Below are 22,411 nucleotides of genomic sequence, written 5' to 3' on the forward strand. Positions count from 1 at the left end.
TTAAAGAAAAAATTAAATTCAAAGAACGCTGAAAATATCACTTTTACAGAAAACATTAATCTACCTGGGGTTTACGTAAAGTCTTCTTCAGAGAGTTTACATTTTTTTTCCATTGATAACCAATACGATACTTTGTAAGTGATCGCCAATTCGCTCCAAATCGTTGACTACATCCAGATACAAGAGGCTTGCATTATTTATAATCATCATTGACCTATCGTCTTTTAGAAATTTTTTCCTATACTCGATATACAATTCATTGATTCGATTTTCAAGCTCCTCAGATTCTGATAATTTTATTTGATCCTTTTCTAGACTTTCAACTGAATCTTTTACTACTTCAAAACTTTTTGTAACCAACATCATCAGTTGTAACAAGTCGTTGCGCTCGCCAGGAGTGAAGAAAAATTTATATTCCCTTTTTCGCTTTAAATTTTCGGCAATTCTCAAGGTCAAATCAGTAATTCTCTCCAAATAATTTACAATGCTTAACATTTTCCGAATCAAAATAGCAACTTCGGAGCTTACGTCCTGTCCATTTACTTTCACAAGAAATTCTGTAAATTCAACAGATGTTTTATCGGCTTCATTTTCAAATTCGAGTATTTTATTGAATTTTTTATGAAATTCTTCATTGTCAGATTCATTCAGCAATTCTGATAGAAGCAAAAAGGATTTTTCAGCATTAATTGCATATTTATAAACAGCTTTTTCTGCCTCTAAATAATTTAGAGAAGGTGTTCCAACGATGTAATTAGAAATAAATTCCATATCAAACAGATTATCCTTCATGTTTTGAGGATATATTTTTCTACTTAGACTTTCGATTTGTTCGACGAATAATAGCAAAACTAAAGTATTAAGTATGTTGAACAAGGAGTGAAATATTGGAATTCCTTTTACAAGTCCTTCTGAAGAGTCAAATGGTATAAGTCCGGAAATGAGATATGTAATTTCGGAAGAAATATTTAATAAAGGAACAAATAAAAAAACTGCCCATATAACTCCGATTACATTGAAAATTGTATGTGATATTGCAGCTCTTTTTCCATGTATATTGGACAGCAGAGCTGCCATATATGCTGTAGCAGTAGTACCAATATTTTCACCAAGAACTATGGCACAAGCCATTGGAAAAGTGATAAGATTTTCAGAGGCAAAGATTATAGTGATTGCTATGGCAGCTGTCGAAGATTGGAGCACAAAGGATAAGACGACACCAATGAGGATAAAGAAAATAATCAAAAAAGTATTGGCCAAGGAAAATTTTAATTGGATATTGTAGTTGGCAATCCATTTAAAGAAATCCGTATTATTTTCAATTAAAATTGCATTGCTTTGCATGTATTTTAAGCCTATAAAAAGCAAGGAAAAACCTATTAATATTTCACCATAATATCTGATTTTTTGGGTTTTAAAAAACAACATAACAATTGCGGGAATACTTATCAGGTAAGCATATTCAATGAGATTAAATTTTCCGAGTCCGAGATAGGAGATAATCCAGGCAGTCAATGTTGTGCCGATATTTGCCCCCATAATTAGTAAGATGGATTGAAATAGTGAAATAACTCCGGCACTTGCAAATCCTACAATCATCACAGTAGTGGCCGATGATGATTGTACCAAAATGGTAGCTATAGCACCAGACACTACTCCCAGTATCCGGCTTTTTGTTAAATAATCCAAAACTTTTCTCAGCCGAAGTCCGGCAGCTTTCTGTAGGCCTTCACTCAAAACTTTTAAGCCATAAATGAAAATTGCTAACCCACCTAATAAATTTACAATTATATAGGTAAGATTCATAGTGTTTTGTTTGAAATAAAATCAATAAATTTTTCAATTGCCTTTCTTCTATGACTGATTCTGTTTTTCTCTTCCGGAGTCATTTCTGCAAACGTTTTTTGAAATCCTTCTGGCACAAAAACAGGGTCATATCCAAATCCCCTGACCCCCCTCGGATGCTGAACAATTTTACCTTCAACTTCTCCTTCAAAATAATAGGTTTGACCATGATGAATATAACACAATACTGTCTTAAACTTTGCAGTACGATTGGTAACGTTTTCCATCAACTGAATTAATTTCAGCATATTTTTAACAGAGTCACATTCAGGACCTGCAAACCTTGCGGAAAACACACCTGGAAGACCTCCCAATGCATCAACTTCCAAACCGGAATCGTCTGCCAACACATTATTAAAACCCCTTTCAAAAAGAAAATTAGCCTTGGCATATGCATTTTCATGAAAAGTAACTCCATTTTCAGGAATGTTTTTGTTGAAGTGAATGTCCTTTAAAGTTTCAACGGATATTCCGTCTGGTAGCATCTCTTTTAGTTCCTGAATTTTGTGTACATTGTTTGTGGCAAGAAGTATTTTAATCATGGTGATATGGATGATTGTTGAGAATAGAAAAAGCTCTGTAAAATTGCTCGAGTACTACTATTCGAACTATCTGATGACTTAGTGTCAATTTTGATAATGAGATCAATTTGTGAGCTTTAGTATAGACTGAAGAATGAAAACCATACGAACCTCCGATAACCCAAAGAGATCTTTTTACATTTATCATTTGTAAATTTTGAATAAAATTCGCTAATTCCCTGCTGGTTAAGTGAACCCCTCTTTCATCAAAGAGAACAAGATAATCAAAAGAAGAAAGATTTTTTAATATTATATCAGCTTCGTTTTTTTTTATATAATTTGATTCAGCTGAAGACGTTCGTTTTGGCTCTTCTTTAAGCAAATCAACTTTTGCGAAATAATTTATTTTAGATAGATAATATTGCTCAGCAAGACTCACAAAGTCGATGTTGGACTTTCCAATGGATAAAAGAGTAATTTTCAAATTTGAATTGTATAGATGACCTTTGCAAAGGTAAAAGTAAAGATAGTTTAATGAAGGTTGAATTTAACGAAGTGGACTTTGATAGTCAGTTAGATCGATTAATAGAGTTGTCGCTGCAGGAAGATCTGGGCCATGGTGATCACAGTTCTTTGGCTTGCATCCCAAAAAATAAGATATTCGTAAGCCAATTATTTATAAAAGAGGATTGTGTATTTGCAGGAGAGGACGTCATTTCGGCTGTGTTTCGCAAATTAGATCCCGGGGCTGTTTTTGTCGCCTTCAAACAAGATGGTGAAAAATGCTCCCCTGGCGAAGTGGTATACGAGGTGGAAGCTAAAGCTCATGCATTATTGGCAGGTGAACGGTTAATGCTCAATTTAGTACAGCGAATGTGTGGTATAGCTACTTACACGTCCAAATTGGTTTCCATGATCAGACATACTAATTGTAAATTACTTGACACAAGAAAAACAACCCCTTTGTTGAGATTTCTTGAGAAAAAAGCTGTGGTAATCGGAGGGGGTTATAATCACCGTTTTGGATTATACGACATGATCATGCTCAAAGACAATCATATAGACATTGCAGGCAGTATCACAAAAGCAGTACAGGCAACCAAAGCGTATTTAATGAAAAACAATTTGGATTTAAAAATTGAGGTAGAATGCAGAAATTTTGCTGAAGTAGAAGAAGCCATTCAGTTGCAGAGTGTAGACCGTATCATGTTTGACAACTTTACTCCTGAAATGATTGTAAAAGCGCTTGAAATTGTAAAAGGCAGTGCTGAAACTGAAGCGTCTGGAGGTATTACAGAAGACAACCTTAAAGCATATGCCGAAACCGGGGTAGATTACATATCCATAGGCGCATTGACGCATAGTGTAAAAGCTATCGATATCAGTTTCAAAGCAAAAAAATAAATTAAACTTGAAAAAGATACAAAAAAAACTCAAAATCAAATTTATTTATTTATCAAGACTGCTTAAAAAAATTAAAATTCCATTTTTTCAAGGTCAGTCAATTTACGATGTGCTTAAGTTTTTCTATATTGGTATAGTTGAAGGAAATGTAACTTCACGTGCAGCAAGTGTTTCATTTAGTTTTTTTCTTGCACTATTTCCCGGACTTATTTTCATTTTTACATTGATTCCTTATATTCCAATAGAAGGTTTTCAGGAGGTCCTATTTGATACTTTAAAACAGATCATGCCTCCAAACACATTTGAAGCCACCGAAAGTACCATTTATGACATCATCAACAATAAAAGAGGCAATTTGCTGTCCTTTGGGTTTATAGCGGCCCTCCTATTTGCCACAAATGGCACTAATGCGTTGATTAATAATTTTAATTCATCAGTACATCAGTTTAAAACAAGGAATTTTTGGAGACAAGAATTAGTAGCTATATTTCTCACCTTATTTTTATCTTTTTTGTTTATAATAGGGATTGTATTGATTATTTTTACAGATGGTTTTTCCAGTTGGTTAGTGGAGATAAACATTATACCGGAAAGTCTTAGACCTGTTTTCAGAGTTGGAAGATATATTTTGTTGGTTCTAGTTGTATTTATTTCCATTTCTTTGTTGTATTATTTTGGTCCAGCAGATAGAAAATTGTTTAAATTTTTTTCACCAGGTTCAATTTTAGCTACTGTTTTGATTGTAATTGGTTCAGAGCTTTTTAGTTTTTATATAAGCAATTTTAATCAATATAATAAATTGTATGGTTCAATTGGTACTCTCCTGGTTATATTAATTTGGATTTATATCAATTCACTGATACTAATCATTGGTTTTGAATTTAACGCCGGAATTGCAGCGGCAAAAAGAGAACATATCAAATCATTGCTTTCAAAATAATGAATCTACCGAAATAAATCCGCTTATAAATTTATGGATTAATTTCTAGATTGCATCCCATCTATCGATAGACTGACACTTTATGAAATATGAGATTGTGCGTGCTAAGAAATTTTTATCCGGGAATACTTATTTGATTTAATTGACTCAAAAAAATTTACTTGCGCGTAAAATACATTCCTCAATTATCCTTTGTAATTTTTCAATGCTTTTATGTGCATGCAAGGTAGTCTTGTAGTATTCACACAATAAAAAGTGCATTCAATATAAAGGTATTGAAAGCGAACTTTATTATTTTTTTTCAGACTTTCTGAAGTCCGAAAATTTAGTGGTAATGCTAAAAAGATTAGCCGCACCACTTACATGATAAACCCCTCTGGCATACTGAATCATAAATTTACTAACCTTAAAACCTACTCCAAAGGTTAATCCGGCGGAGGATCTTCTTGTATTCATTCTCAGCTCCTGTTGCATTCTGAAATTGTATCCAATAGCCAGATTAAATCCCTTTGTTGGAGAAAGCTCGGCCCCAAAACTCATGTGCCTAAAAACTTTATTGGCTATCGTGATGTTTTCCTCGATCAATTGACTGGTAATTGGGTCTCTTCTCGAATTGGCAGGATTTATAAAACTGACATCCGGCCGGTGAAGCTGGTCGGCAGTAATATGCCATCTCAAAGGCAAATGGCGAAACCTGTTGCTCACTCCGATTTGCACATCAAAGGGTAAATTCCCTCTTTCAGTATGGTATGGATCCCATTGAAAGCCAAGATTTCTGACCAAAATGGCCACAGTCAATAGTTTTTCAGGTATGTGATAAGCGGCCCCTAAATCTGTTGCCAGGCCAAATGAACTGTATTGTTCATAGGCCGAATTGACTATTTTCAAATTAGCTCCCAGGTGCAGGTTGGGATATATTTCCCTGCCATGGCCGATGGTGATTACCAAATCAGATACATCAAATTCACCTGTTTGCACTCCAAACTGATTGGCAGCAATAAATTTACCATACTGAAATGTGCGAATGCCTAAAGTAAAGGTACCTGCCTTTTCAAAGTCATGGGCATAATTAGCACTACCAATAAATATATCAGCCGGAAAACTTACGGCATTGATGCTAAGCGAACCATGCAGGTTGTTGTGAATCAATGCAGGATTTAAAAGAGCAAAGTTTACGTCAGGCTCCCAGTAGGCAATCGGCTGTCTGCCCATGGCTACTACCCGTGCTTCTGATGAGATGTTGAGAAACTGAAAAACCTCTCTTCCACCGATTTGAGCGATAGCAGAGTGATGCACTATTAGGAAGAAAAAGCAAACAAAGCTCCTTGTAATCATGCCAGAGGCTACCAGCTAGGCCTTTTTTATGTTTACATAATTTTGGTAAAAATACGGGATGGTTTCGATTCCGATGTAATAGTTGAACAATCCAAAGTGTTCATTCGGCGAATGAATGGCGTCAGAATCAAGTCCAAATCCCAGTAAAATGGATTTAACACCCAATTCCCGCTCAAAGAGAGAGACAATTGGAATACTACCACCAGAACGCACGGGTACAGGCTTTTTTCCAAAAGTAGATTGCATGGCAAGGCTGGCTGCCTGATATTCAGGGCTATCCAACGGAGATACATATGGCTCGCCTCCATGATGAGGCTTGACTTTTACCGAGACACAGTCCGGCGCGATTTTGATAAAGTGCTCACTAAAAAGACGAGTGATTTTGTCGGGATTTTGATTGGGTACCAATCTCATAGAGATTTTTGCAAAGGCTTTTGAGGGAATTACCGTCTTTGCCCCTTCACCGGTATAACCACCCCAAATGCCATTTACGTCCAAGGTAGGACGTATGGAAGTGCGCTCCGGAGTGGTGAAGCCATTTTCTCCCCAGGTATTTTTAAGGCCAATGGATTTTTTGAATGCCTCGTCACTGTGTGGCGCCTCAGCCATTAAACGTCGTTCTTCATCTGACAAATTGACCACATCGTCATAAAATCCGGGTATTGTAATCCGATTGTTTTCGTCATGCAAAGAGGCAATCATTTTTGCCAAAATGTTTATTGGGTTGGGGACTGCCCCACCATAAAGTCCAGAGTGCAGGTCGCGGTTTGGTCCGACGACTTCGACTTCCACATAACTCAAACCTCTAAGGCCTGTGCAAATGGATGGAGTTTCATTGGAAAGAATTCCCGTATCGGAGATCAATATGGTATCACACTTCAATTTTTCTTTATTGTTAGCAACAAACCAGGCGAGATGTTCTGAACCTACCTCCTCTTCACCCTCTATCATAAATTTTACATTGCAAGGCATAGTATTAGTAGCGAGCATCGCCTCTACAGCTTTGACATGCATAAAAAACTGCCCTTTGTCATCGCAGGCTCCGCGGGCAAAAACTGCACCTTCCGGATGTATATCGGTCTTTTTAACGACTGGGTCAAAAGGGCCGGATTCCCATAAGTCAAGAGGATCAGGAGGTTGTACATCATAGTGTCCATAGACCAACACTGTCGGAAGAGAAGGGTCGAACAGATGCTCCCCATACACGACAGGATATCCCGGAGTGGGACAGACTTCCACATATTGTATCCCTGCAGCCTTCAGAAATTCTGCTGTTTTGTAAGCTGCTTTAAAGACAGCTTCTTTATATTGAGGATCAGCACTTACGCTTGGTATTCTCAATAGTTCAAACAGTTCGTTTAAAAATCTCTCTCTATTGGATTCAATATATTCCTTGATTTTTTGATGCATTGTGAGTGAATTTATTAGAGGGGTCAAATATAGGATTGGGGCGGACTTTTGGCCAGGTATAAGGTCGATAAAGATTGTCCGTAATTTTTTAGGATGGATTATTTGATACCTATTTTAGGAATAGAGTGCTGGATAATCATCTGGAAGCCTGGTAAACAGAGTCATGGCGTCAAGAAATGGAGAGAACTGCCTATCGGATTCGCGCATCGTAAACGGCTCCCATACCGGGATTATCTCCCAGCAGTTCAAGGGTAATCATGCGCTTAATGGAATGAAATACCATCAGATGTAAATCCTCCACAATTTCCATATCTGAAATCGGAATATGCACGCTGATGTCTGCTATTTCAGCACATTTACCCCCTTTGTATCCAGTAAGTGCTGCTGTCAATATTTTTTGACTTTTGGCCCAGACCAGAGCATTTACTACATTGGCAGAATTTCCGCTACCTGAGAGTCCGATGACCAGGTCATCCTTAGAAGCAAAATTTTTTAACTGCTCTTCGAAAATGGCTTCATAACTGATATCATTTGCAATGGCCATCAGCGCAGGCAGATTGTCGTTTATGCATATACATTTAAATCTCTTTTCCAGCCCGAAAGAAGCTCCTTTAACAAAATCACCTGCCACATGAGAGGCTGTAGCACCACTGCCACCATTTCCCATTATGAAGATATTCCCCTTCTTTTCATAGGTTCTCAGCATGGCGGTTGCCAACTGATGCACTTTATCTACCGGTATGTAGTCAACTGCTGCTTGAGAAGCGTTCAAATACTTGCTTATGGCGTTGTGATTCATTCGACTATGAAATTGGCTACTAAGTTATACACTGCTTCCGGTTGCTCAGCATGAACCCAGTGACCCGCATTTGGAATTGATTCGATTCGGGATGCCGGAAAGTGTTTTTTAATGATTTCTGAATCAGAACTTTGGATATAATCGCTTTTTTCGCCTTTAATGAAAAGCGTTGGATTGTGAAATTGGGCATAATCCGGGAGTGCTTTGCCCACTTCCTCAATTTTTTTTGCTATGACGTCGAGGTTAAATCTGAATTCAAAGCCTCCATCTGATTTTCGATGCAGGCTTTTGAGCAAAAAACTGACAATATCAGGATACGGGAGACTTTTTAGCAATTGTTGCTCAAGATCTGAGCGCGATGAAGTGGCAAGGTTTAATGATTTAAGTGCATCGATAATGTATGTGTGATGAACAGGATAGTATCTTGGAGCAATATCCACGACAATAAGTTTGTCGACAGCCTCAGGCCGAAGTGTCGATAGAAACATAGCAGCTTTACCCCCCATTGAGTGGCCAAGTAAGATAGCTGGTAACAAGCCTTTTTTTTCCATGTATAAGAATACTTCTGCAGCCATGCTTTCATAGCTAAACTCTTCGGATTTTGGACTTCTGCCGTGATTGGGCATATCGACCAAATGTACTTCAGCGCTCTGATTATCAGACCATTCCCTGGCCAGTGAGGCCCAATTGTCACCCATGCCAAATAAGCCGTGTAAAACAATGAGCTTTATAGGATTTCCCTGTCCGTATATCTTACTGTACAGCGTCACTTTTTTTTATAAATAGGTATATTGGAACATGCTTCACCGTACATCAGTGACCTGGCTACCGGTTGGAGTTTCTGAGTGATCAGGCAATAAGTCTCCGGTGTAACAGCTGGATGCTGACATCCATTGATCAGTATTCTTTTGTCGCGGAATTCTTCTACATCCAGTGAATCAACTATGCTCAAGAGTTTTTTCTCTTCAATTTCTCTTGTTGAACTGTAGATAAGCTTACCGCCGGCTGCGGTCACACGATTGGCAATCAGCATCCAGGCCCACATAGGTATGATAACATCTTCAGAACAATATACAACCAGCGTTTTGCCGCGGTATTGCCCCCAGTTGTGTTGTTCTACGCATTTTTTAAATTCCTCTTCTCTTACAATCAATTTCTCATAAAGCCAATCGGCGATGTCCAGTACCTGAGGTTGCTTCTCCTGTAGTAACTGTTTGAAGTTAATATTGATCAGTTGGCTTTCTGCTACTTTGTTTCTGATTTCCTCCATAGTTATTTAGAAAATTCCCAACTCCAACTTTGCTTCTTCGCTCATCATGTCTTTATTCCAGGGAGGGTCAAAGGTAATGTTAACCCGTACATTGGTTACTACATCCAATGCTTTCACCTGTTCTTCTACCTCTACGGGTAGCGTTTCGGCTACTGGGCAATTTGGGGATGTCAGTGTCATCTCAATCTCTACTTCCCCTTCCTCGCTCACGCGTAAGTCATAAATAAGTCCAAGATCGTATATATTCACTGGAATTTCAGGGTCGTAGATATTTCGGAGTACTTCTACTACCTGTTCTCCCAGCATCTGCATTTGTTCTTCGGTCAGCATAGCGATATATTTTATATTGGATTTGAAATTTTACTCAAAGCTAGAGCATAATATTTAATTTGTTTTACCATTGCTAGAAGGCCATTGGCTCTGGTTGGTGACAAATGTTGGTGCAGACCGATTTTTGAAATAAAATCAGTGGAAGCATGGAGAATATCCTCAGCCTTCTGATTGTCAAACACCCTGATGAGCAAAGCAATAATTCCTTTGGTAATAATGGCATCGCTGTCTGCTGCATATCGAATATTCCCTGATTCATCGCGCCATGCATGTAGCCAAACCCTGCTTTGGCAACCTTTTATTAAATTTTCATCTACCTTATAACTCGGTGCAAGTGGTTTGAGTTCCTTTCCAATCTCAATCAGGTACTCATATTTTTGATCCCAGTCTTCCAACATCTCAAACTCATCCACAATTTCTTGCTGAATTTCAGCTATCGAACTCATTTATTGATTTTTTGACAAAGATACGACTTCAAGAGGCTGTCCCAAATGTCATGTTTCGATACATTGTATATGTCACAGTAAAGTGTCATTTTAAAAGTGAGTGTCTTAAATCTAAAAAATCTTGTAAGAGAATAGCCGCACTAACTTGGTCTAAATTTCCCTTTATTTTTCTTTTTTTCTTTTTCATCCCTGATTGGATCAAGGCTTTTTGTGCCAATTTTGAGCTGTATCGCTCATCAATTCGAAAAATATTAATTTCAGGAAAATTTTCGCGTAAAAAGTGTATTACTTTTTGGCATTTATGTTCTACGTCTTCATTCAGATTTCCTTTGTTGTCCAAAGGAAGTCCAATTACTATGGATTCAACAGGTTCTTCTTTCAGAATATTGCTTAAAAAAATTTCTATTTTATCCGCATCTATTGTAGCTCTCGGCGAAGCAATGATTTGCAATGCATCCGTTTCTGCAATTCCGCATCTTTTCAGCCCAATGTCAATCGCTATTACTTTTTTGATGACAGTAAATTTTTAATCAACAAAGGTATATCAGGGCGACGATTATCCAGGGTACAAAGGCTAAGAACATTCTCTACATTACGAAGTGCTTTTTCAATTGAAAAGTTTTCAAGATCAAATACACTTGCTAAATTAGCATTGCTTAATGATCTGGCATTTTCTTCCTGCTCCGGTTGTCCGGAAGTAGGAATCAAAATGAGTTTTATATCAAGCCCTATCATAATGCTGATACCACTGAAACCACTTCTTCCTACAAAGTAAGAAGACCTTGAAAGTATTTCTGCAACTTTTTCGAGAGGAAGGAAGTCATAAACTTCGATATTTTTCACAAAATAGGACTGCTGACTTCCATCGGTCAAGCCTCTTATAAGTACACAGGTTTTTTGGAGCTTTTGCAATTCTGTAAAAAGGGTTTTTTCAAGCTGACTTCTCGCTGGTTCAGGACCGCTGATTACAGCTGCGACAAAGTAGCGTTTTTGCGTCTTAGATACATCAAAATCCCGATAATTTGGATAATACCCTATGTACTTTACTTTATCAGAAATTTTGCCAAAAGCCTTTGTAGTGTATCCGCCCACAAGGTCCTCCTCTGTACAAGGTATCCATATTTGGCTGAAAAGTCTCATTTGAATCCTGTGAATAAACCCGAGAAAAAATGGTCTGATTTCAATCTGATTTGTGATATAAATCGAAGGGATTCTGAAAGTGTGGCAAAAAGGCCTTGTGTCCGAAATGAGAAGTACAGGTTTTTCCTGTTTGATGAAGTTATGTATTGTAATCCATTCTACAAAAAACTTGGGAGTTAATTTGATAAAGGTAAAAATCATTCTAATAATCAACCATTTGGGTCGCTTTGAATAGGTTATATTATAGTCAGGAAGTTTCAGTACATTTATTTCCGGAACATGCTTTTTGATAAACTCTAATGCAGCTCCGTCAGAAGCCACTACTACCTGATAGCCAGAAGTGAGTAAATTTTTGATAATTACTGACGAACGGGCAGCATGTCCAAATCCCCAGTTTAATATGCAATACAGGACAATAGAGTTCGATTTCGACATTATCGTCCGAAGAAACTTTCAACAAAGGCGTGCTTATCAAACGGTTGTAAGTGCTCCGTTCCTTCACCCACCCCAATGTATTTTACCGGAATATTTAGCTGGTCACTTACACCTATTACTACTCCACCTTTGGCAGTGCCATCGAGTTTGGTCACTACCAATGAGGTAACTTGTGTTGCCTGACTAAACTGCCTTGCTTGTTCGAATGCATTTTGTCCTGTTGATGCATCGATCACAAGAAATACTTCGTGAGGTGCTTCAGGAATAACCTTCTGAATCACTTTTCTAATTTTAGACAATTCATTCATCAGATGAATTTTGTTGTGAAGCCGCCCGGCTGTATCTATTATGGCTACATCGGCATTCCTGTTGAGTGCAGCCTGTACGGTATCATACGCTACTGAAGCAGGGTCGCTACCCATTTGTTGTTTTATTACAGGTACACCTATTCGCTCACCCCAGGAAACCAACTGATCGATAGCAGCAGCTCTGAAGGTATCACCGGCGCCAAGGACTACATTTTTACCCAATTTTTTATATCTGGCAGCTAGTTTTCCTATAGTGGTCGTTTTTCCTACTCCATTTACACCCACTACCAGTACAACAAATGGTTTGACATCCAAAGGGATTTCTTGATCAAATTGATCTTTTTTTTCAGACAGAAGAGCTGCTATTTCTTCTTTTAAAATAGTATTCAATTCATTGGTCCCTAAATATTTATCTTTAGCAACTCTGAGTTTAATCCGATCGATGATTTTCAATGTAGTTTCCACGCCTACATCAGAAGTCAGGAGCACTTCTTCCAACTCGTCTAATACTTCATCGTCCACAGTCGAACGGCCTGCAATTGCTTTACCAAGTCGATGGAGAAAAGAATTTCTGGTTTTTTCGAGTCCCTGTTCCAGATCTTTTATTTCATCTTTCCCAAATATTTTTTTTATAAAGTTCATAGCTATTCAGATACGTTTTTATTTGCCAATATATCTTCACTAACTCTCCCTCCCATAAAAAATCTCTTGTCGTAATAAGGTTCAGAAAGACTAGAAAATATTACCCCTTTCTGTACAGAAGCATGTGAAAAAAATCCATTTCCGATGTAAACTCCTACATGATCGATTCTTCTGCCATAAATTTTAAAAAACACCAAATCACCAGGACGTAGTTCACTTCTTTTTACTGGTATTACTTCCATAAAAATATCTGACGACCTCCGCCCTGTGAATCGATGACCAAATAATTCCTGAAACATCACAACTGTAAACCCACTGCAATCTATTCCATTCTTCGACATTCCTCCGATTTTATGAGGTGTCCCCTCCCATTTTAAGGTAAACTCTGAAATCAGATCCGTCACGTAATTAGCAGAAAGATTTTTGTATTCTATTTTAAGTGGAGCTGGTTCCAAATCGTCAACCAATTTTTCGGTAGGGTTCTTGTGAGCAATCGAACCTACTGGTTTCTCTGACCAATCAAAATTCAATGAGTCTTCTCTGTTTGAAAAATGCTTTGTAGACGTACAGGATATAGCAATTAACACTAAAAATGATATCAAAGCTTTTGAAGACCTCATCACAATGTTTTTATGGAAAAAAGAAACAAATCCCTGGTATCTTCGATGGTGTATCGGTTGTTATCTGTATCGATATCTGCAGTTTCCTGCATCGGGTCTAACTCCACGGATATCAGTTTATTTTTAAGAGGAAACACTTTTGTAAATTGCCTCTCATTTCTAAGCCATACTTCTGCTGGTAGACGTATTATTTCCGATGTGCCATCGTCATAATTAAATTTCAAAATTACTGGCATTATAAGGCCTCCGACATTTTGAATTGAAATTTGAGCGAAATACGGAGTATTGATAAGCATTTTTTCATTAGCAGAAAATTGAACTTTAAGTTCGTCAGGTAATGATTCAAAGTCGATTTCTGTAAATTTGCCTGTTTGGTTTTTTAAGAAAAATTTTGTGGTGTAAAGTTTTACATCTTCTATACTCTGGTCACATGCCTCTGTGGTGTAAAACCAACCTCTCCAGAACCAGGCTAAATCCTGGCCTACAGCGTCTTCAATCGTGCGGAAAAAATCTTCAGGTGTAGGATGTTTGAACTTCCATCTGTTGGCATATACTTTAAAAGCATGGTCGAAAAGGTCTCTTCCGAGTACTGTTTCGCGCAAAATATTTAGAGCTGTTGCCGGTTTACCATAAGCATTATTGCCAAACTGTAGGATGCTTTCGGACTGGGTCATGATGGGCACAAGTGTTTCCGGATCACCTTTCATGTAGTCAACAATATTGCGAGCAGGTCCGCGTCTCGACGGATAGTTTTCTTCCCACTCCTGCTCTGTAAGATACTGCAGGTAGGTATTGAGTCCTTCATCCATCCAGGTCCATTGCCTTTCATCGCTATTGACTATCATAGGAAAGTAGTTATGACCTACTTCGTGAATGATCACGCTGATCATTCCATATTTAGTGGCCTTGCTGTAGGTACCATCCGGCCTGGGTCTTCCACCGTTGAAGCAGATCATTGGGTATTCCATTCCGATCCGATCAGTATGAACTGAAATTGCTACGGGATAAGGATAGTCAAATGTGTACTTAGAATATATCTTTAATGTATGAGCCACTACACGGGTCGAAAATTCCTGCCATAGCGGATTGCCCTCTTTCGGATAAAATGACATAGCTAGTGACGTAGTGCTGCCTGTTCTCACAGACATGGCATCCCAAATAAATTTCCTGCTGGTGGCAAAGGCAAAATCTCTTACATTACGAGCTTTAAAATGCCAGGTTTTAGTCGATGTTGAGCGCGACATTTCATTTTGAAGAGCTTCATCCGGAGTGATAATCATAACTGGATGATCAAAAGTCTTTCTGGCTATGGACAGACGTTTTACCTGGGTTGGAGTCAATACTTGCCTGACATTTTGAAGTTCGCCTGTAGCAGCAACTACAAAATCAGCTGGCACTGTAATTTTCACATCATAGTCACCAAAAGGCAGGGTAAATTCCCCTTGACCAAGAAATTGCTGCGTCTGCCAGCCCTTCTCATCATTGTAAACAGCCATTCTGGGAAAGAATTGAGCTATTGTGTACAAGTAGTTTTCATCCTGCGGAAAATATTCATATCCAGACCTACCTCCATATTTTAGCCGATCATTGATGGGATAGGACCATTTTACTTTAAAGGTATACTTTTGACCTGGTCTCAGAGGTTTTTTTAAATCCAAACGCATCATTGTTCCATTGATGAAATATTTTTCATTGCTACCAGATTTATCTACCACTGCAGTGATTTCAAAGCCCCCCTTAAAATCAGGAAAATAATACGAAAGTTCTTCTACACTTATCGAATCTCTCAGCCTGGCTTTGGAAATCAATCTCGCTACGCTATTTTCTCTGCTTATATTTTGATCTAACTGCAACCATAAGTGTGTCAGTATATCAGGCGATAAATTGTGATAAGTGATGATTTCTTCACCTGATATAGATTGGGATTTATCATCAAGGGTAATGGAAATTGTATAATCCGCTTTCTGTTGAAAATATTTAAATCCCGGTGCACCTGAAGCAGTTCTAAATGCATTCGGGGTATTCCATCCATCAATTCTACGAAATTTTGAATGATTGCCTCTATCCTGGGCGTATGAGAATAATAATGTAAGTGAAAAGAACAACACCTGTAAGGAAGAAATCTTACTTTTCATCATGCACTGTTTTTTGTGAGAAGAAGGAGAAGTGAACACTACCATATTTCCTTTTATCGAATAAATATATGGAATCGTTAAACGTTTTTTTTTCAGAATGTTCAATAATAAGCACCCCTTCAGGATTGAGCAGTTTTCTATCGAAAACTTTTTCTATAATTTCTTCATACGCATCATAAGAAAACGGAGGATCTGCAAAAATCAGATCGTATTTTTCATAGGTTTTTGAAATGAACTCTAAAGAATTTTGACAAATAGGTTTGATCTCAAAAAGTTGTAATTTTTTAGCAGTTTCAGAAATGAATTTTATACACGAATAATTGTTATCAACTGAAGTAATATTCTTGCAGCCTCTGGAAGCTAGTTCATATGAAATATTACCAGTACCAGCAAATAAATCCAAGGCAGTTATTTCTTCAAAGAAATAGTGGTTTGCGAGGATATTAAAAAGCGATTCTTTAGCCATATCTGTGGTAGGCCTCACGGGAAGATGTGCAGGAGCTTTAATCCTTTTGGATTTTAATTTACCACTGATAATTCTCATTTTTTTAAAATAAATCTAATACCTGAGTATAAAAAAAATGATGAATTGATTTATCACCTGCCAACGGATGAAGTTCAACCCCTTTTAGCAATCCTGAAAAATTGCAATTTTTAATAAATTTTTTCAATATTGAATGGTTTTCGTCTCCTTCGGTTATACAACCACTAATATACACTGGAACTTTTTCTGCATTCAGATAAAATTGTTCCATTGAAAAGAGAACATGATAGATCAGATCTTCAGGAGTTTCTGCGGGAAAATAGTTGTAAAGCTGAAGTTTACCTTTATTTCCAATAAGTATGAAAAATCCATTTTTCGTTAGATCTATATAAACACCTTGGCCTGAAACCTCCTGTATTCGCATGATCTTATCTGCTATTAAGACATTAGAAAGTTTAAACCTAGTTGGACTGTATCTGATTATTAACTGATGAAGCTCTAAATGGATTGCAAATAAAAAATGTGCTTTTACGACACCGGAATAGACGTCGCCGATTAATTCATCATCTCCTGTTTCAACGGTATGTTCAAAATATTGTTCCTTTAAAGCTGGATTATAAAGTTCTTCCGGGATAATGGTAAAATTTTCACTATAATATGACCATTTAATGCTATCTGCATACAAAAGAGTGGGCTGTTCGGTGACTAAAATTTTTTCAAGTAATTTAAATTTTAAAGGGCTGTTCTCTACAAAATAATTCTTGAAATAAAGGATTTTTCGTTCCGAAGTAGAAACCATTAAAAATGAAATGCCATCCTGCCGGAGCCGGATGGACATTTGCAAAGATGAATGAGCAGAAAATAGTTCAGTGGATTTATCAGACTCAGACTGTTGTAATAAGTGTATCCCGGTCGCTACTTCCAAAGCGCATTATTTCAAGAGATTATAAAATTCTTTACCAGTTTCCACTCACAATTGGCTCTGTCAAACTTCCAATGATCAAAGATTTTTCTTTTGAAATAAACTGCCCATATTCATCCTTTAAGTCGGCAAATAAGGTAGTATCAGCTACAGATATTTCAAAAGTTGGAAATAGTACTCCATTTCTTTCCACCGATGAGGCAGCGATATTGAATTCTTTCTTATCGGTAAAAGGAATATATTTTAATTCATTAACATTGTCATATCCAGATAGCAAAGCTTCTCGTACAGATCTATATCCTAAAATTCTAACTACCACGGTATCTACTACCAATTCGGTCTGATAGATTTTATCATAGCGCAAAAAGGAAGAGTCTTTACGTTCTTCAATGGCAATTCTTCCGGTATCTGCAAATGCTAAAAGCGCATTAAAATCATTGGCATAGGAACCTGTAACTTTTCTATATTCGACCTGAAGATCTCTTAATAAATTAAGTCTTTCGATCACTCTTTCATATCTCTTTTTCCTGATTTCATTAAATTCGATGGGTTTACTGATGGATGCATATATTTTATAAGCGAAAAACACTGAACCTACAATAAAAATCAGGTTGATTAATCGTAATTTTGGATTCATGTTTTGAAAGTTTGAAAAACCAAGGACAAAGCTACATCAAATTCAAAAATTTCAAATTTTTTAATTTTCTTTCCTGTTAAATAATGATTAAAAGCAATTTATTTTTAAATTATTTCAATAATGTACCTACTGAAGACCAAACAGTTGCTTTATCAAAGCTTTTAAATTTTCTTATAGATAGTTCCCAAGAAGTATTCATACTCCGGGGTACGGCAGGGACTGGTAAAACAAGTCTCATAACGGCATTTGTTAAAAGTCTGCCGGCAAACACCCGATGTTATCTACTTGCACCAACCGGACGCGCTGCCAAGGTAATGAATTCATACTCAGGTCTTCATACATCTACAATCCACCGACATATATATTACAGCAGCAATAAGGGTGGAAAATTTACTTTTACACTAAAAGCAAATAAAGAACATCAAACAATATATATCGTTGACGAAGCCTCCATGCTAGGCATTGGGAATCCAGATCAACCACAGGGTGTATTGGAAGATTTGTTGGAATATGTGTTTTCAGGTACTTCAAATAAGTTGATTTTTTTAGGAGATTACGCACAGCTTCCTCCAGTCGGACAATCTTTAAGTCCGGCACTTGATGAGGAATTTCTTAAAACTTTTTTTTTCCTTAATGTTTCTACAGCACAACTTAATGAAGTTGTTCGCCAGGAAAAACACTCTAACATTCTATTGAATGCCACCCTTCTTAGAAATGCTATGAATTTCGATAATTGTGTTTTCCCAAAGTTGATCAGAGGCAAAGACTTTATTCATCTGAGGGATAAATACGAAATATTCGAAAAGCTTTCAGATTCCTTCGACACAAAAAAAATAGATGAAAGTATTATTTTGGTTTATTCCAACAAAAGAGCAAACCTATACAACACTCAGATAAGGCAAAGAATCCTGGCGAGAGAAAATGAATTGGATGCAGGTGATAGATTAATGATAGTTAAAAACAACTATTTCTGGCTGGAGGCCGAATCTCCGGCAGGCTTTCTTGCCAACGGGGATATCCTGGAAGTGTTACAAGTACTGAGAATAGAAAGCAAATACGATTTTCGATTTGCAAATGTAAAAGTTAGGATGACTGATCTTAACGATCAGCCACCGTTTGAGTGCATTGTACTCCTGAATACTCTGTATGGAGAAACAGCTTCTTTGCCCTATGAGGAATACTCCAGATTACTCCAAAATCTAGTACAAGAGGAATACGGAGAAAAAGCTAATCCAAAGAGATATTTGAAAAAGATCATTATGGATAATCCATATGCCAATGCAATACAAGTGAAATTTTCCTATGCAATCACAGTGCACAAGGCACAGGGAGGTCAATGGTCGAGAGTATTTATAGAAAAACCGTTCATCTTTCGCGAAAATAATGATCAATTGGAATACTTACGGTGGCTTTACACGGCCATTACCCGTGGTAAAGAAGAGGTATACCTATTAGGATTTGAGGAGGATGCTTTTTAATTGTAATTGAATAAACGAACTGCGAAATTAAAATCTTTACAAAAAAATCAATAAAATTTTTGTAAGGCTATAATTACATTTTCAGGACATCGGGTGGGCTTCCCTGAACGAGCATTTATAAAAGCCAATGTCACAGAACCTTTGTTAACGAGTATAGAGCTTTCATTGTAGATCTCGTGATGAAAAGATATTCTACTGGTTGGCATTTCGGGAATTATGGTAATTATTGTTAATAACTCATCATAAAAAACCGGTTTTATATAGTTGATTTGAAGAGATAAGACTGGCATTAATATTCCGCTTTCTTCCATTTTTTTGTAAGATATTTCCAAATTTCTTAATGCTTCTACCCTAGCTGTTTCATAATACAAAGCATAATTTCCATAATAGACATAACCCATTTTGTCAGTTTCTCCGTAACGTACTCTTATAGTTGTTTGATTGGAATACATATTACTGATTTTCAGTGTTTTTAAAATTTAAATTAAAGAATTTTACGTAGTTTTGTTTTCGCAATATATAATAAATTTTCAAATAAAAAAACTTCAAAACATCTTTTTTATTAAAATTCTTATTCACATTTTTGCCCCCCTCTAAAAAGAGAAAAATCTTTAAAAAATTTAATTGCAAACACCATGGAAAAAAACCCGGAAAAAGTTTGGGAAGCATGTCTTAACTACATCAAAGACAACATTTCACCACAAAACTTTAAAACCTGGTTTCTTCCGATCAGGCCTTTAAAGCTCCGGGATAATGTACTTACAATTCAGGTGCCTTCTAAATTCTTTTTTGAATGGATCGAAGAACATTACCTGCCATTGATTAAATCAGCGATTACAAGAGAACTTGGAGAAAATGCCAAGTTGGTATATTCTATAATTATGGAAAATTCTTACGGAAATGAAACGCCCTATTCAATCAATCTCCCATCAAACCACCGTAGCCCGGCAACCCATCAAAAAATTCAACTCCCGGTAGAAATCAGTCAGACCGGTGTGAAAAACCCCTTTATAATTCCGGGATTAAGAAAAGTAAATGTAGATTCTCAGTTAAATCCAAACTACAATTTTGACAATTTTATTGAAGGTGATTTTAACAGATTAGCCAGATCGGCAGGTTTTGCTGTAGCAAAAAAGCCAGGAGGTACTTCCTTCAATCCTTTATTGCTTTACGGAAATACCGGATTAGGTAAAACGCATTTGGCAAATGCTATAGGTATTGAAATCAAGGAAAACTATCCTGATAAAACGGTCTTGTACGTCCGATGCGATACTTTTACACAACAATTTTATGAGTCTACAAAAAACAACTCCACGAACGACTTCATACATTTTTACCGAATGCTCGATGTATTGATCATAGATGATATTCATAATTTGTCCGGTAAAATCAAAACCCAGGATATTTTCTTTGAAATTTTCAATCACCTTCATCAAAACAACAAGCAGATCATTTTAACCTCAGACCGCTCTCCTGTCGATTTACAAGGAATAGAGCAAAGACTTTTGTCTCGATTTAAATGGGGATTATCTGCAGATTTGCAAGTGCCAGATCTGGAATCCAGAATCTCTATTTTACAGAGCAAACTCTACAAAGATGGTATTGAGATGCCTCAGGAAGTTATCGAATATCTCGCTTACAGCATCAATACTAATATCAGAGAATTGGAAGGAGCTCTCATCTCACTTCTTGCTCAGGCCTCTTTGAATAAAAAGCAAATCACTCTTGAGTTGGCTCGGCAGATGATAGACAAATTCGTTAGAAACATTTCCAGAGAAATTTCAGTCGATTACATTCAGAAGGTCGTTTGCGATTATTTTGATCTACCTATTGAACTAATTAAGTCCAAAACCAGGAAACGTGAGGTCGTTCAAGCAAGGCAATTGAGCATGTATTTTGCAAAAATGTTAACCAAACATTCGCTCGCCAGTATCGGTGCTCAATGTGGAAACAAGGATCACGCTACCGTACTTCATGCATGTAAAACAGTGACCAATCTAATGGATACTGATAAAAAATTTAAAGGGTACGTCGATGACCTCAAAAAGAAACTAACCATGAACTAACTAAGCAATTTTCTAACCTATTCATAAAGTTCCGGCTATTATGCGCCGGACTTTTTTATTTTAAATGTATATCCTTTTTAATATCCATCGCTTAACTTAGGAATTATACCTTTTATCACAAATTTAGGTATGGTGATAAAAAATTTAGTTTCAAAAATCAATTCTTAAATACTTTTGAAAGTGTAAAACTTACACTTTCCTGAAATGAGATCTATTTACTTTTTCCTATTATGTCTTACAATAAATAGTTATACCACTCATTCTCAATCAGTAAAAACTGTCTTTCGCACGCGAATTCCTGATGGAACCAATCTTAGTTCGGATGTAAAAATTACAGGAAACTTTTTCGGTAGTTCAGGTCAAAGTATGTCTCATATTGGAGGTGGAGTATTTGAATACGAATTATTTTCATCTTGTGGAAAACGAATTTCGTATTCTTTCACTATTGATAATCAAAACGAAACCATTCAATCGGGCTGTTGTATTGGAAGTACTTCTGCTAGGTCCATAGTAATTCCAGATGCAGATACCCTGTTGCCAACAGTTTGTTTTTCATCGTGTGATAGCTGTGAAACAGGCACTCTGGTTACTTTTAAAGTTGCTCTCCAAAATCCTACTGCACAAGGAGTTTATATCGCTGGCTCTTTCAATAATTGGTCCCTTACATCCTCACCAATGACCTTTGATAGTGTACAGGGATTGTATCAATATTCAACGGTTTTAACTGCCGGTACTAACATAGAGTATAAGTTTGTCTTAGGCAATCAGTTTGAAAACGTTCAAGGCCTTTGTGCATCAGGTTCTTTTAACAACCGCACCCTCTCCGTACCCACCTCCGATACCGTTCTTCCGGTCGTCTGCTTTTCCTCCTGCTCCCCTTGCCCACCTCCTCCGGCTCCGGTCAACGTCACCTTCCGAGTTGATATGTCGCTTCAGTCTGTTGGTCCCAATGGCGTCTTCCTCACCGGCTCTTTCAACGGATGGACGCCCATCCCTATGACTGCTAACGGCTCGGTATATTCCGCCACCGTGCCCATTCTATCCGGTTCCAATATCGAATTCAAATTCCGAAACGACACTTCTCTCTTCGAAAACGTGCCTTCCTCCTGTGGTGTGTCCGACGGGTTTGGCGGATTCAACCGCTTCCTGACCGTACCTACTTCCGATACCGTTCTGCCGGTCGTCTGCTTTTCCTCCTGCTCCCCCTGCCCGCCTACCTCCCTGGTCACCTTCAGAGTTGACCT

General features: G+C 37.3%; 24 protein-coding genes. 5 read left to right on the forward strand and 19 right to left on the reverse strand.

The genetic code is table 11. The annotated features are described in order from the left end of the window. Positions 1-96: 96 nt before the first annotated feature. The 3 genes from DES35_RS05005 to DES35_RS05015 are packed head-to-tail and all read right to left on the reverse strand — an operon-like array spanning position 97 to position 2,850. Positions 97-1,806 carry a Na/Pi cotransporter family protein gene (locus DES35_RS05005; protein ID WP_114365985.1) on the reverse strand — a complete coding sequence of 570 codons (1,710 nt, stop codon included), beginning with the start codon at positions 1,804-1,806 and terminating at the stop codon, positions 97-99. Continuing rightward, on the reverse strand, positions 1,803-2,387 hold the full coding sequence (gene rdgB / locus DES35_RS05010) for an RdgB/HAM1 family non-canonical purine NTP pyrophosphatase (protein ID WP_114365986.1): 585 nt from the start codon (positions 2,385-2,387) through the stop codon (positions 1,803-1,805). Before rdgB ends, DES35_RS05005 begins: the two co-directional genes overlap by 4 nt. Continuing rightward, the gene (locus DES35_RS05015) at positions 2,380-2,850 is read right to left on the reverse strand and encodes a 23S rRNA (pseudouridine(1915)-N(3))-methyltransferase RlmH (protein WP_170125704.1); all 471 of its coding nucleotides are present in this window, start codon (positions 2,848-2,850) and stop codon (positions 2,380-2,382) included. Before DES35_RS05015 ends, rdgB begins: the two co-directional genes overlap by 8 nt. A gap of 50 nt (positions 2,851-2,900) precedes the next feature. On the opposite strand from DES35_RS05015, the gene nadC reads away from it, so the two are divergent. Together nadC and DES35_RS05025 are read left to right on the forward strand one after the other, a co-directional pair. Then, a complete protein-coding gene (nadC, locus tag DES35_RS05020; protein ID WP_114365988.1) occupies positions 2,901-3,770 on the forward strand; it encodes a carboxylating nicotinate-nucleotide diphosphorylase in 870 nt (289 codons plus the stop codon). A gap of 7 nt (positions 3,771-3,777) precedes the next feature. After that, positions 3,778-4,710: a YihY/virulence factor BrkB family protein gene (locus DES35_RS05025; RefSeq protein ID WP_170125705.1), complete on the forward strand. Its 933-nt coding sequence runs from the start codon at positions 3,778-3,780 to the stop codon at positions 4,708-4,710. Between the two features lie 291 nt (positions 4,711-5,001). Here the strand turns inward: DES35_RS05025 and porQ are convergent, their stop codons facing one another. From porQ to DES35_RS05100, 15 genes are all read right to left on the reverse strand, one after another. Next, entirely contained in the window at positions 5,002-6,045 is a 1,044-nt protein-coding gene (gene porQ / locus DES35_RS05030; protein ID WP_125039321.1) for a type IX secretion system protein PorQ, read from the reverse strand. A 15-nt stretch (positions 6,046-6,060) separates the two neighbouring features. Then, positions 6,061-7,455 carry a dipeptidase gene (locus tag DES35_RS05035; protein ID WP_114365990.1) on the reverse strand — a complete coding sequence of 465 codons (1,395 nt, stop codon included), beginning with the start codon at positions 7,453-7,455 and terminating at the stop codon, positions 6,061-6,063. A 190-nt stretch (positions 7,456-7,645) separates the two neighbouring features. After that, entirely contained in the window at positions 7,646-8,254 is a 609-nt protein-coding gene (locus DES35_RS05040) for an SIS domain-containing protein (RefSeq protein ID WP_114365991.1), read from the reverse strand. Next, positions 8,251-9,024 carry an alpha/beta fold hydrolase gene (locus DES35_RS05045; protein ID WP_037356858.1) on the reverse strand — a complete coding sequence of 258 codons (774 nt, stop codon included), beginning with the start codon at positions 9,022-9,024 and terminating at the stop codon, positions 8,251-8,253. The genes DES35_RS05040 and DES35_RS05045 overlap by 4 nt, the downstream gene beginning before the upstream one ends. Next, positions 9,021-9,524, reverse strand: coding sequence for a DUF2480 family protein (locus DES35_RS05050; RefSeq protein WP_037356861.1), 504 nt, complete (start codon positions 9,522-9,524; stop codon positions 9,021-9,023). The genes DES35_RS05045 and DES35_RS05050 overlap by 4 nt, the downstream gene beginning before the upstream one ends. Before the next feature lie 6 nt (positions 9,525-9,530). Next, entirely contained in the window at positions 9,531-9,854 is a 324-nt protein-coding gene (locus DES35_RS05055) for an SUF system Fe-S cluster assembly protein (protein WP_037356864.1), read from the reverse strand. Between the two features lie 11 nt (positions 9,855-9,865). After that, positions 9,866-10,300: a SufE family protein gene (locus DES35_RS05060; protein ID WP_037356867.1), complete on the reverse strand. Its 435-nt coding sequence runs from the start codon at positions 10,298-10,300 to the stop codon at positions 9,866-9,868. Positions 10,301-10,385: 85 nt separating this feature from the next. After that, positions 10,386-10,814 carry a Holliday junction resolvase RuvX gene (gene ruvX / locus DES35_RS05065; protein ID WP_114365992.1) on the reverse strand — a complete coding sequence of 143 codons (429 nt, stop codon included), beginning with the start codon at positions 10,812-10,814 and terminating at the stop codon, positions 10,386-10,388. Further along, entirely contained in the window at positions 10,802-11,875 is a 1,074-nt protein-coding gene (locus DES35_RS05070; RefSeq protein WP_037356873.1) for a glycosyltransferase family protein, read from the reverse strand. Before DES35_RS05070 ends, ruvX begins: the two co-directional genes overlap by 13 nt. Continuing rightward, a complete protein-coding gene (ftsY, locus tag DES35_RS05075; protein ID WP_114365993.1) occupies positions 11,875-12,825 on the reverse strand; it encodes a signal recognition particle-docking protein FtsY in 951 nt (316 codons plus the stop codon). The genes DES35_RS05070 and ftsY overlap by 1 nt, the downstream gene beginning before the upstream one ends. Before the next feature lie 2 nt (positions 12,826-12,827). Continuing rightward, on the reverse strand, positions 12,828-13,445 hold the full coding sequence (locus DES35_RS05080; protein WP_051889180.1) for a C40 family peptidase: 618 nt from the start codon (positions 13,443-13,445) through the stop codon (positions 12,828-12,830). Then, a complete protein-coding gene (locus DES35_RS05085; RefSeq protein ID WP_114365994.1) occupies positions 13,445-15,583 on the reverse strand; it encodes a M1 family metallopeptidase in 2,139 nt (712 codons plus the stop codon). Before DES35_RS05085 ends, DES35_RS05080 begins: the two co-directional genes overlap by 1 nt. Then, positions 15,570-16,124, reverse strand: coding sequence for a 16S rRNA (guanine(966)-N(2))-methyltransferase RsmD (gene rsmD, locus DES35_RS05090; protein WP_037356879.1), 555 nt, complete (start codon positions 16,122-16,124; stop codon positions 15,570-15,572). Before rsmD ends, DES35_RS05085 begins: the two co-directional genes overlap by 14 nt. Before the next feature lie 4 nt (positions 16,125-16,128). Continuing rightward, positions 16,129-16,989 carry a DUF3822 family protein gene (locus tag DES35_RS05095; protein ID WP_125039320.1) on the reverse strand — a complete coding sequence of 287 codons (861 nt, stop codon included), beginning with the start codon at positions 16,987-16,989 and terminating at the stop codon, positions 16,129-16,131. A 31-nt stretch (positions 16,990-17,020) separates the two neighbouring features. Further along, positions 17,021-17,623, reverse strand: coding sequence for a hypothetical protein (locus tag DES35_RS05100; RefSeq protein WP_051889182.1), 603 nt, complete (start codon positions 17,621-17,623; stop codon positions 17,021-17,023). Positions 17,624-17,706: 83 nt separating this feature from the next. Here DES35_RS05100 and DES35_RS05105 point away from each other — a divergent pair, with 83 nt between their 5' ends. After that, on the forward strand, positions 17,707-19,101 hold the full coding sequence (locus DES35_RS05105; protein WP_114365996.1) for an ATP-dependent DNA helicase: 1,395 nt from the start codon (positions 17,707-17,709) through the stop codon (positions 19,099-19,101). A gap of 47 nt (positions 19,102-19,148) precedes the next feature. Here the strand turns inward: DES35_RS05105 and DES35_RS05110 are convergent, their stop codons facing one another. Beyond that, on the reverse strand, positions 19,149-19,553 hold the full coding sequence (locus DES35_RS05110) for an acyl-CoA thioesterase (protein WP_037356887.1): 405 nt from the start codon (positions 19,551-19,553) through the stop codon (positions 19,149-19,151). Between the two features lie 183 nt (positions 19,554-19,736). Between DES35_RS05110 and dnaA the strand changes: the two genes are divergently transcribed. After that, on the forward strand, positions 19,737-21,167 hold the full coding sequence (gene dnaA / locus DES35_RS05115; RefSeq protein WP_037356890.1) for a chromosomal replication initiator protein DnaA: 1,431 nt from the start codon (positions 19,737-19,739) through the stop codon (positions 21,165-21,167). A gap of 366 nt (positions 21,168-21,533) precedes the next feature. Continuing rightward, a partial coding sequence (locus DES35_RS11410) for a glycogen-binding domain-containing protein (protein WP_211306538.1) occupies positions 21,534-22,411 on the forward strand: 878 nt, incomplete at its 3' end.

Source organism: Schleiferia thermophila (genome assembly GCF_003337435.1).
In the GTDB taxonomy this organism is placed as follows: domain Bacteria; phylum Bacteroidota; class Bacteroidia; order Flavobacteriales; family Schleiferiaceae; genus Schleiferia; species Schleiferia thermophila.

Bases quoted from the DNA above. Each gene is read 5' to 3' on its own strand.
- ftsY (WP_114365993.1), bottom strand. From the start codon at position 12,825: ATGAACTTTATAAAAAAAATATTTGGGAAAGATGAAATAAAAGATCTG.
- DES35_RS05110 (WP_037356887.1), bottom strand. From the start codon at position 19,553: ATGTATTCCAATCAAACAACTATAAGAGTACGTTACGGAGAAACTGAC.
- DES35_RS05080 (WP_051889180.1), bottom strand. From the start codon at position 13,445: ATGAGGTCTTCAAAAGCTTTGATATCATTTTTAGTGTTAATTGCTATA.
- rsmD (WP_037356879.1), bottom strand. From the start codon at position 16,124: ATGAGAATTATCAGTGGTAAATTAAAATCCAAAAGGATTAAAGCTCCT.
- rdgB (WP_114365986.1), bottom strand. From the start codon at position 2,387: ATGATTAAAATACTTCTTGCCACAAACAATGTACACAAAATTCAGGAA.
- DES35_RS05005 (WP_114365985.1), bottom strand. From the start codon at position 1,806: ATGAATCTTACCTATATAATTGTAAATTTATTAGGTGGGTTAGCAATT.
- DES35_RS05060 (WP_037356867.1), bottom strand. From the start codon at position 10,300: ATGAGTTCGATAGCTGAAATTCAGCAAGAAATTGTGGATGAGTTTGAG.
- DES35_RS05050 (WP_037356861.1), bottom strand. From the start codon at position 9,524: ATGGAGGAAATCAGAAACAAAGTAGCAGAAAGCCAACTGATCAATATT.
- DES35_RS05085 (WP_114365994.1), bottom strand. From the start codon at position 15,583: ATGATGAAAAGTAAGATTTCTTCCTTACAGGTGTTGTTCTTTTCACTT.
- DES35_RS05040 (WP_114365991.1), bottom strand. From the start codon at position 8,254: ATGAATCACAACGCCATAAGCAAGTATTTGAACGCTTCTCAAGCAGCA.
- DES35_RS05035 (WP_114365990.1), bottom strand. From the start codon at position 7,455: ATGCATCAAAAAATCAAGGAATATATTGAATCCAATAGAGAGAGATTT.
- porQ (WP_125039321.1), bottom strand. From the start codon at position 6,045: ATGATTACAAGGAGCTTTGTTTGCTTTTTCTTCCTAATAGTGCATCAC.
- nadC (WP_114365988.1), top strand. From the start codon at position 2,901: ATGAAGGTTGAATTTAACGAAGTGGACTTTGATAGTCAGTTAGATCGA.
- DES35_RS05105 (WP_114365996.1), top strand. From the start codon at position 17,707: ATGATTAAAAGCAATTTATTTTTAAATTATTTCAATAATGTACCTACT.
- dnaA (WP_037356890.1), top strand. From the start codon at position 19,737: ATGGAAAAAAACCCGGAAAAAGTTTGGGAAGCATGTCTTAACTACATC.
- DES35_RS05100 (WP_051889182.1), bottom strand. From the start codon at position 17,623: ATGAATCCAAAATTACGATTAATCAACCTGATTTTTATTGTAGGTTCA.
- DES35_RS05055 (WP_037356864.1), bottom strand. From the start codon at position 9,854: ATGCTGACCGAAGAACAAATGCAGATGCTGGGAGAACAGGTAGTAGAA.
- DES35_RS05070 (WP_037356873.1), bottom strand. From the start codon at position 11,875: ATGTCGAAATCGAACTCTATTGTCCTGTATTGCATATTAAACTGGGGA.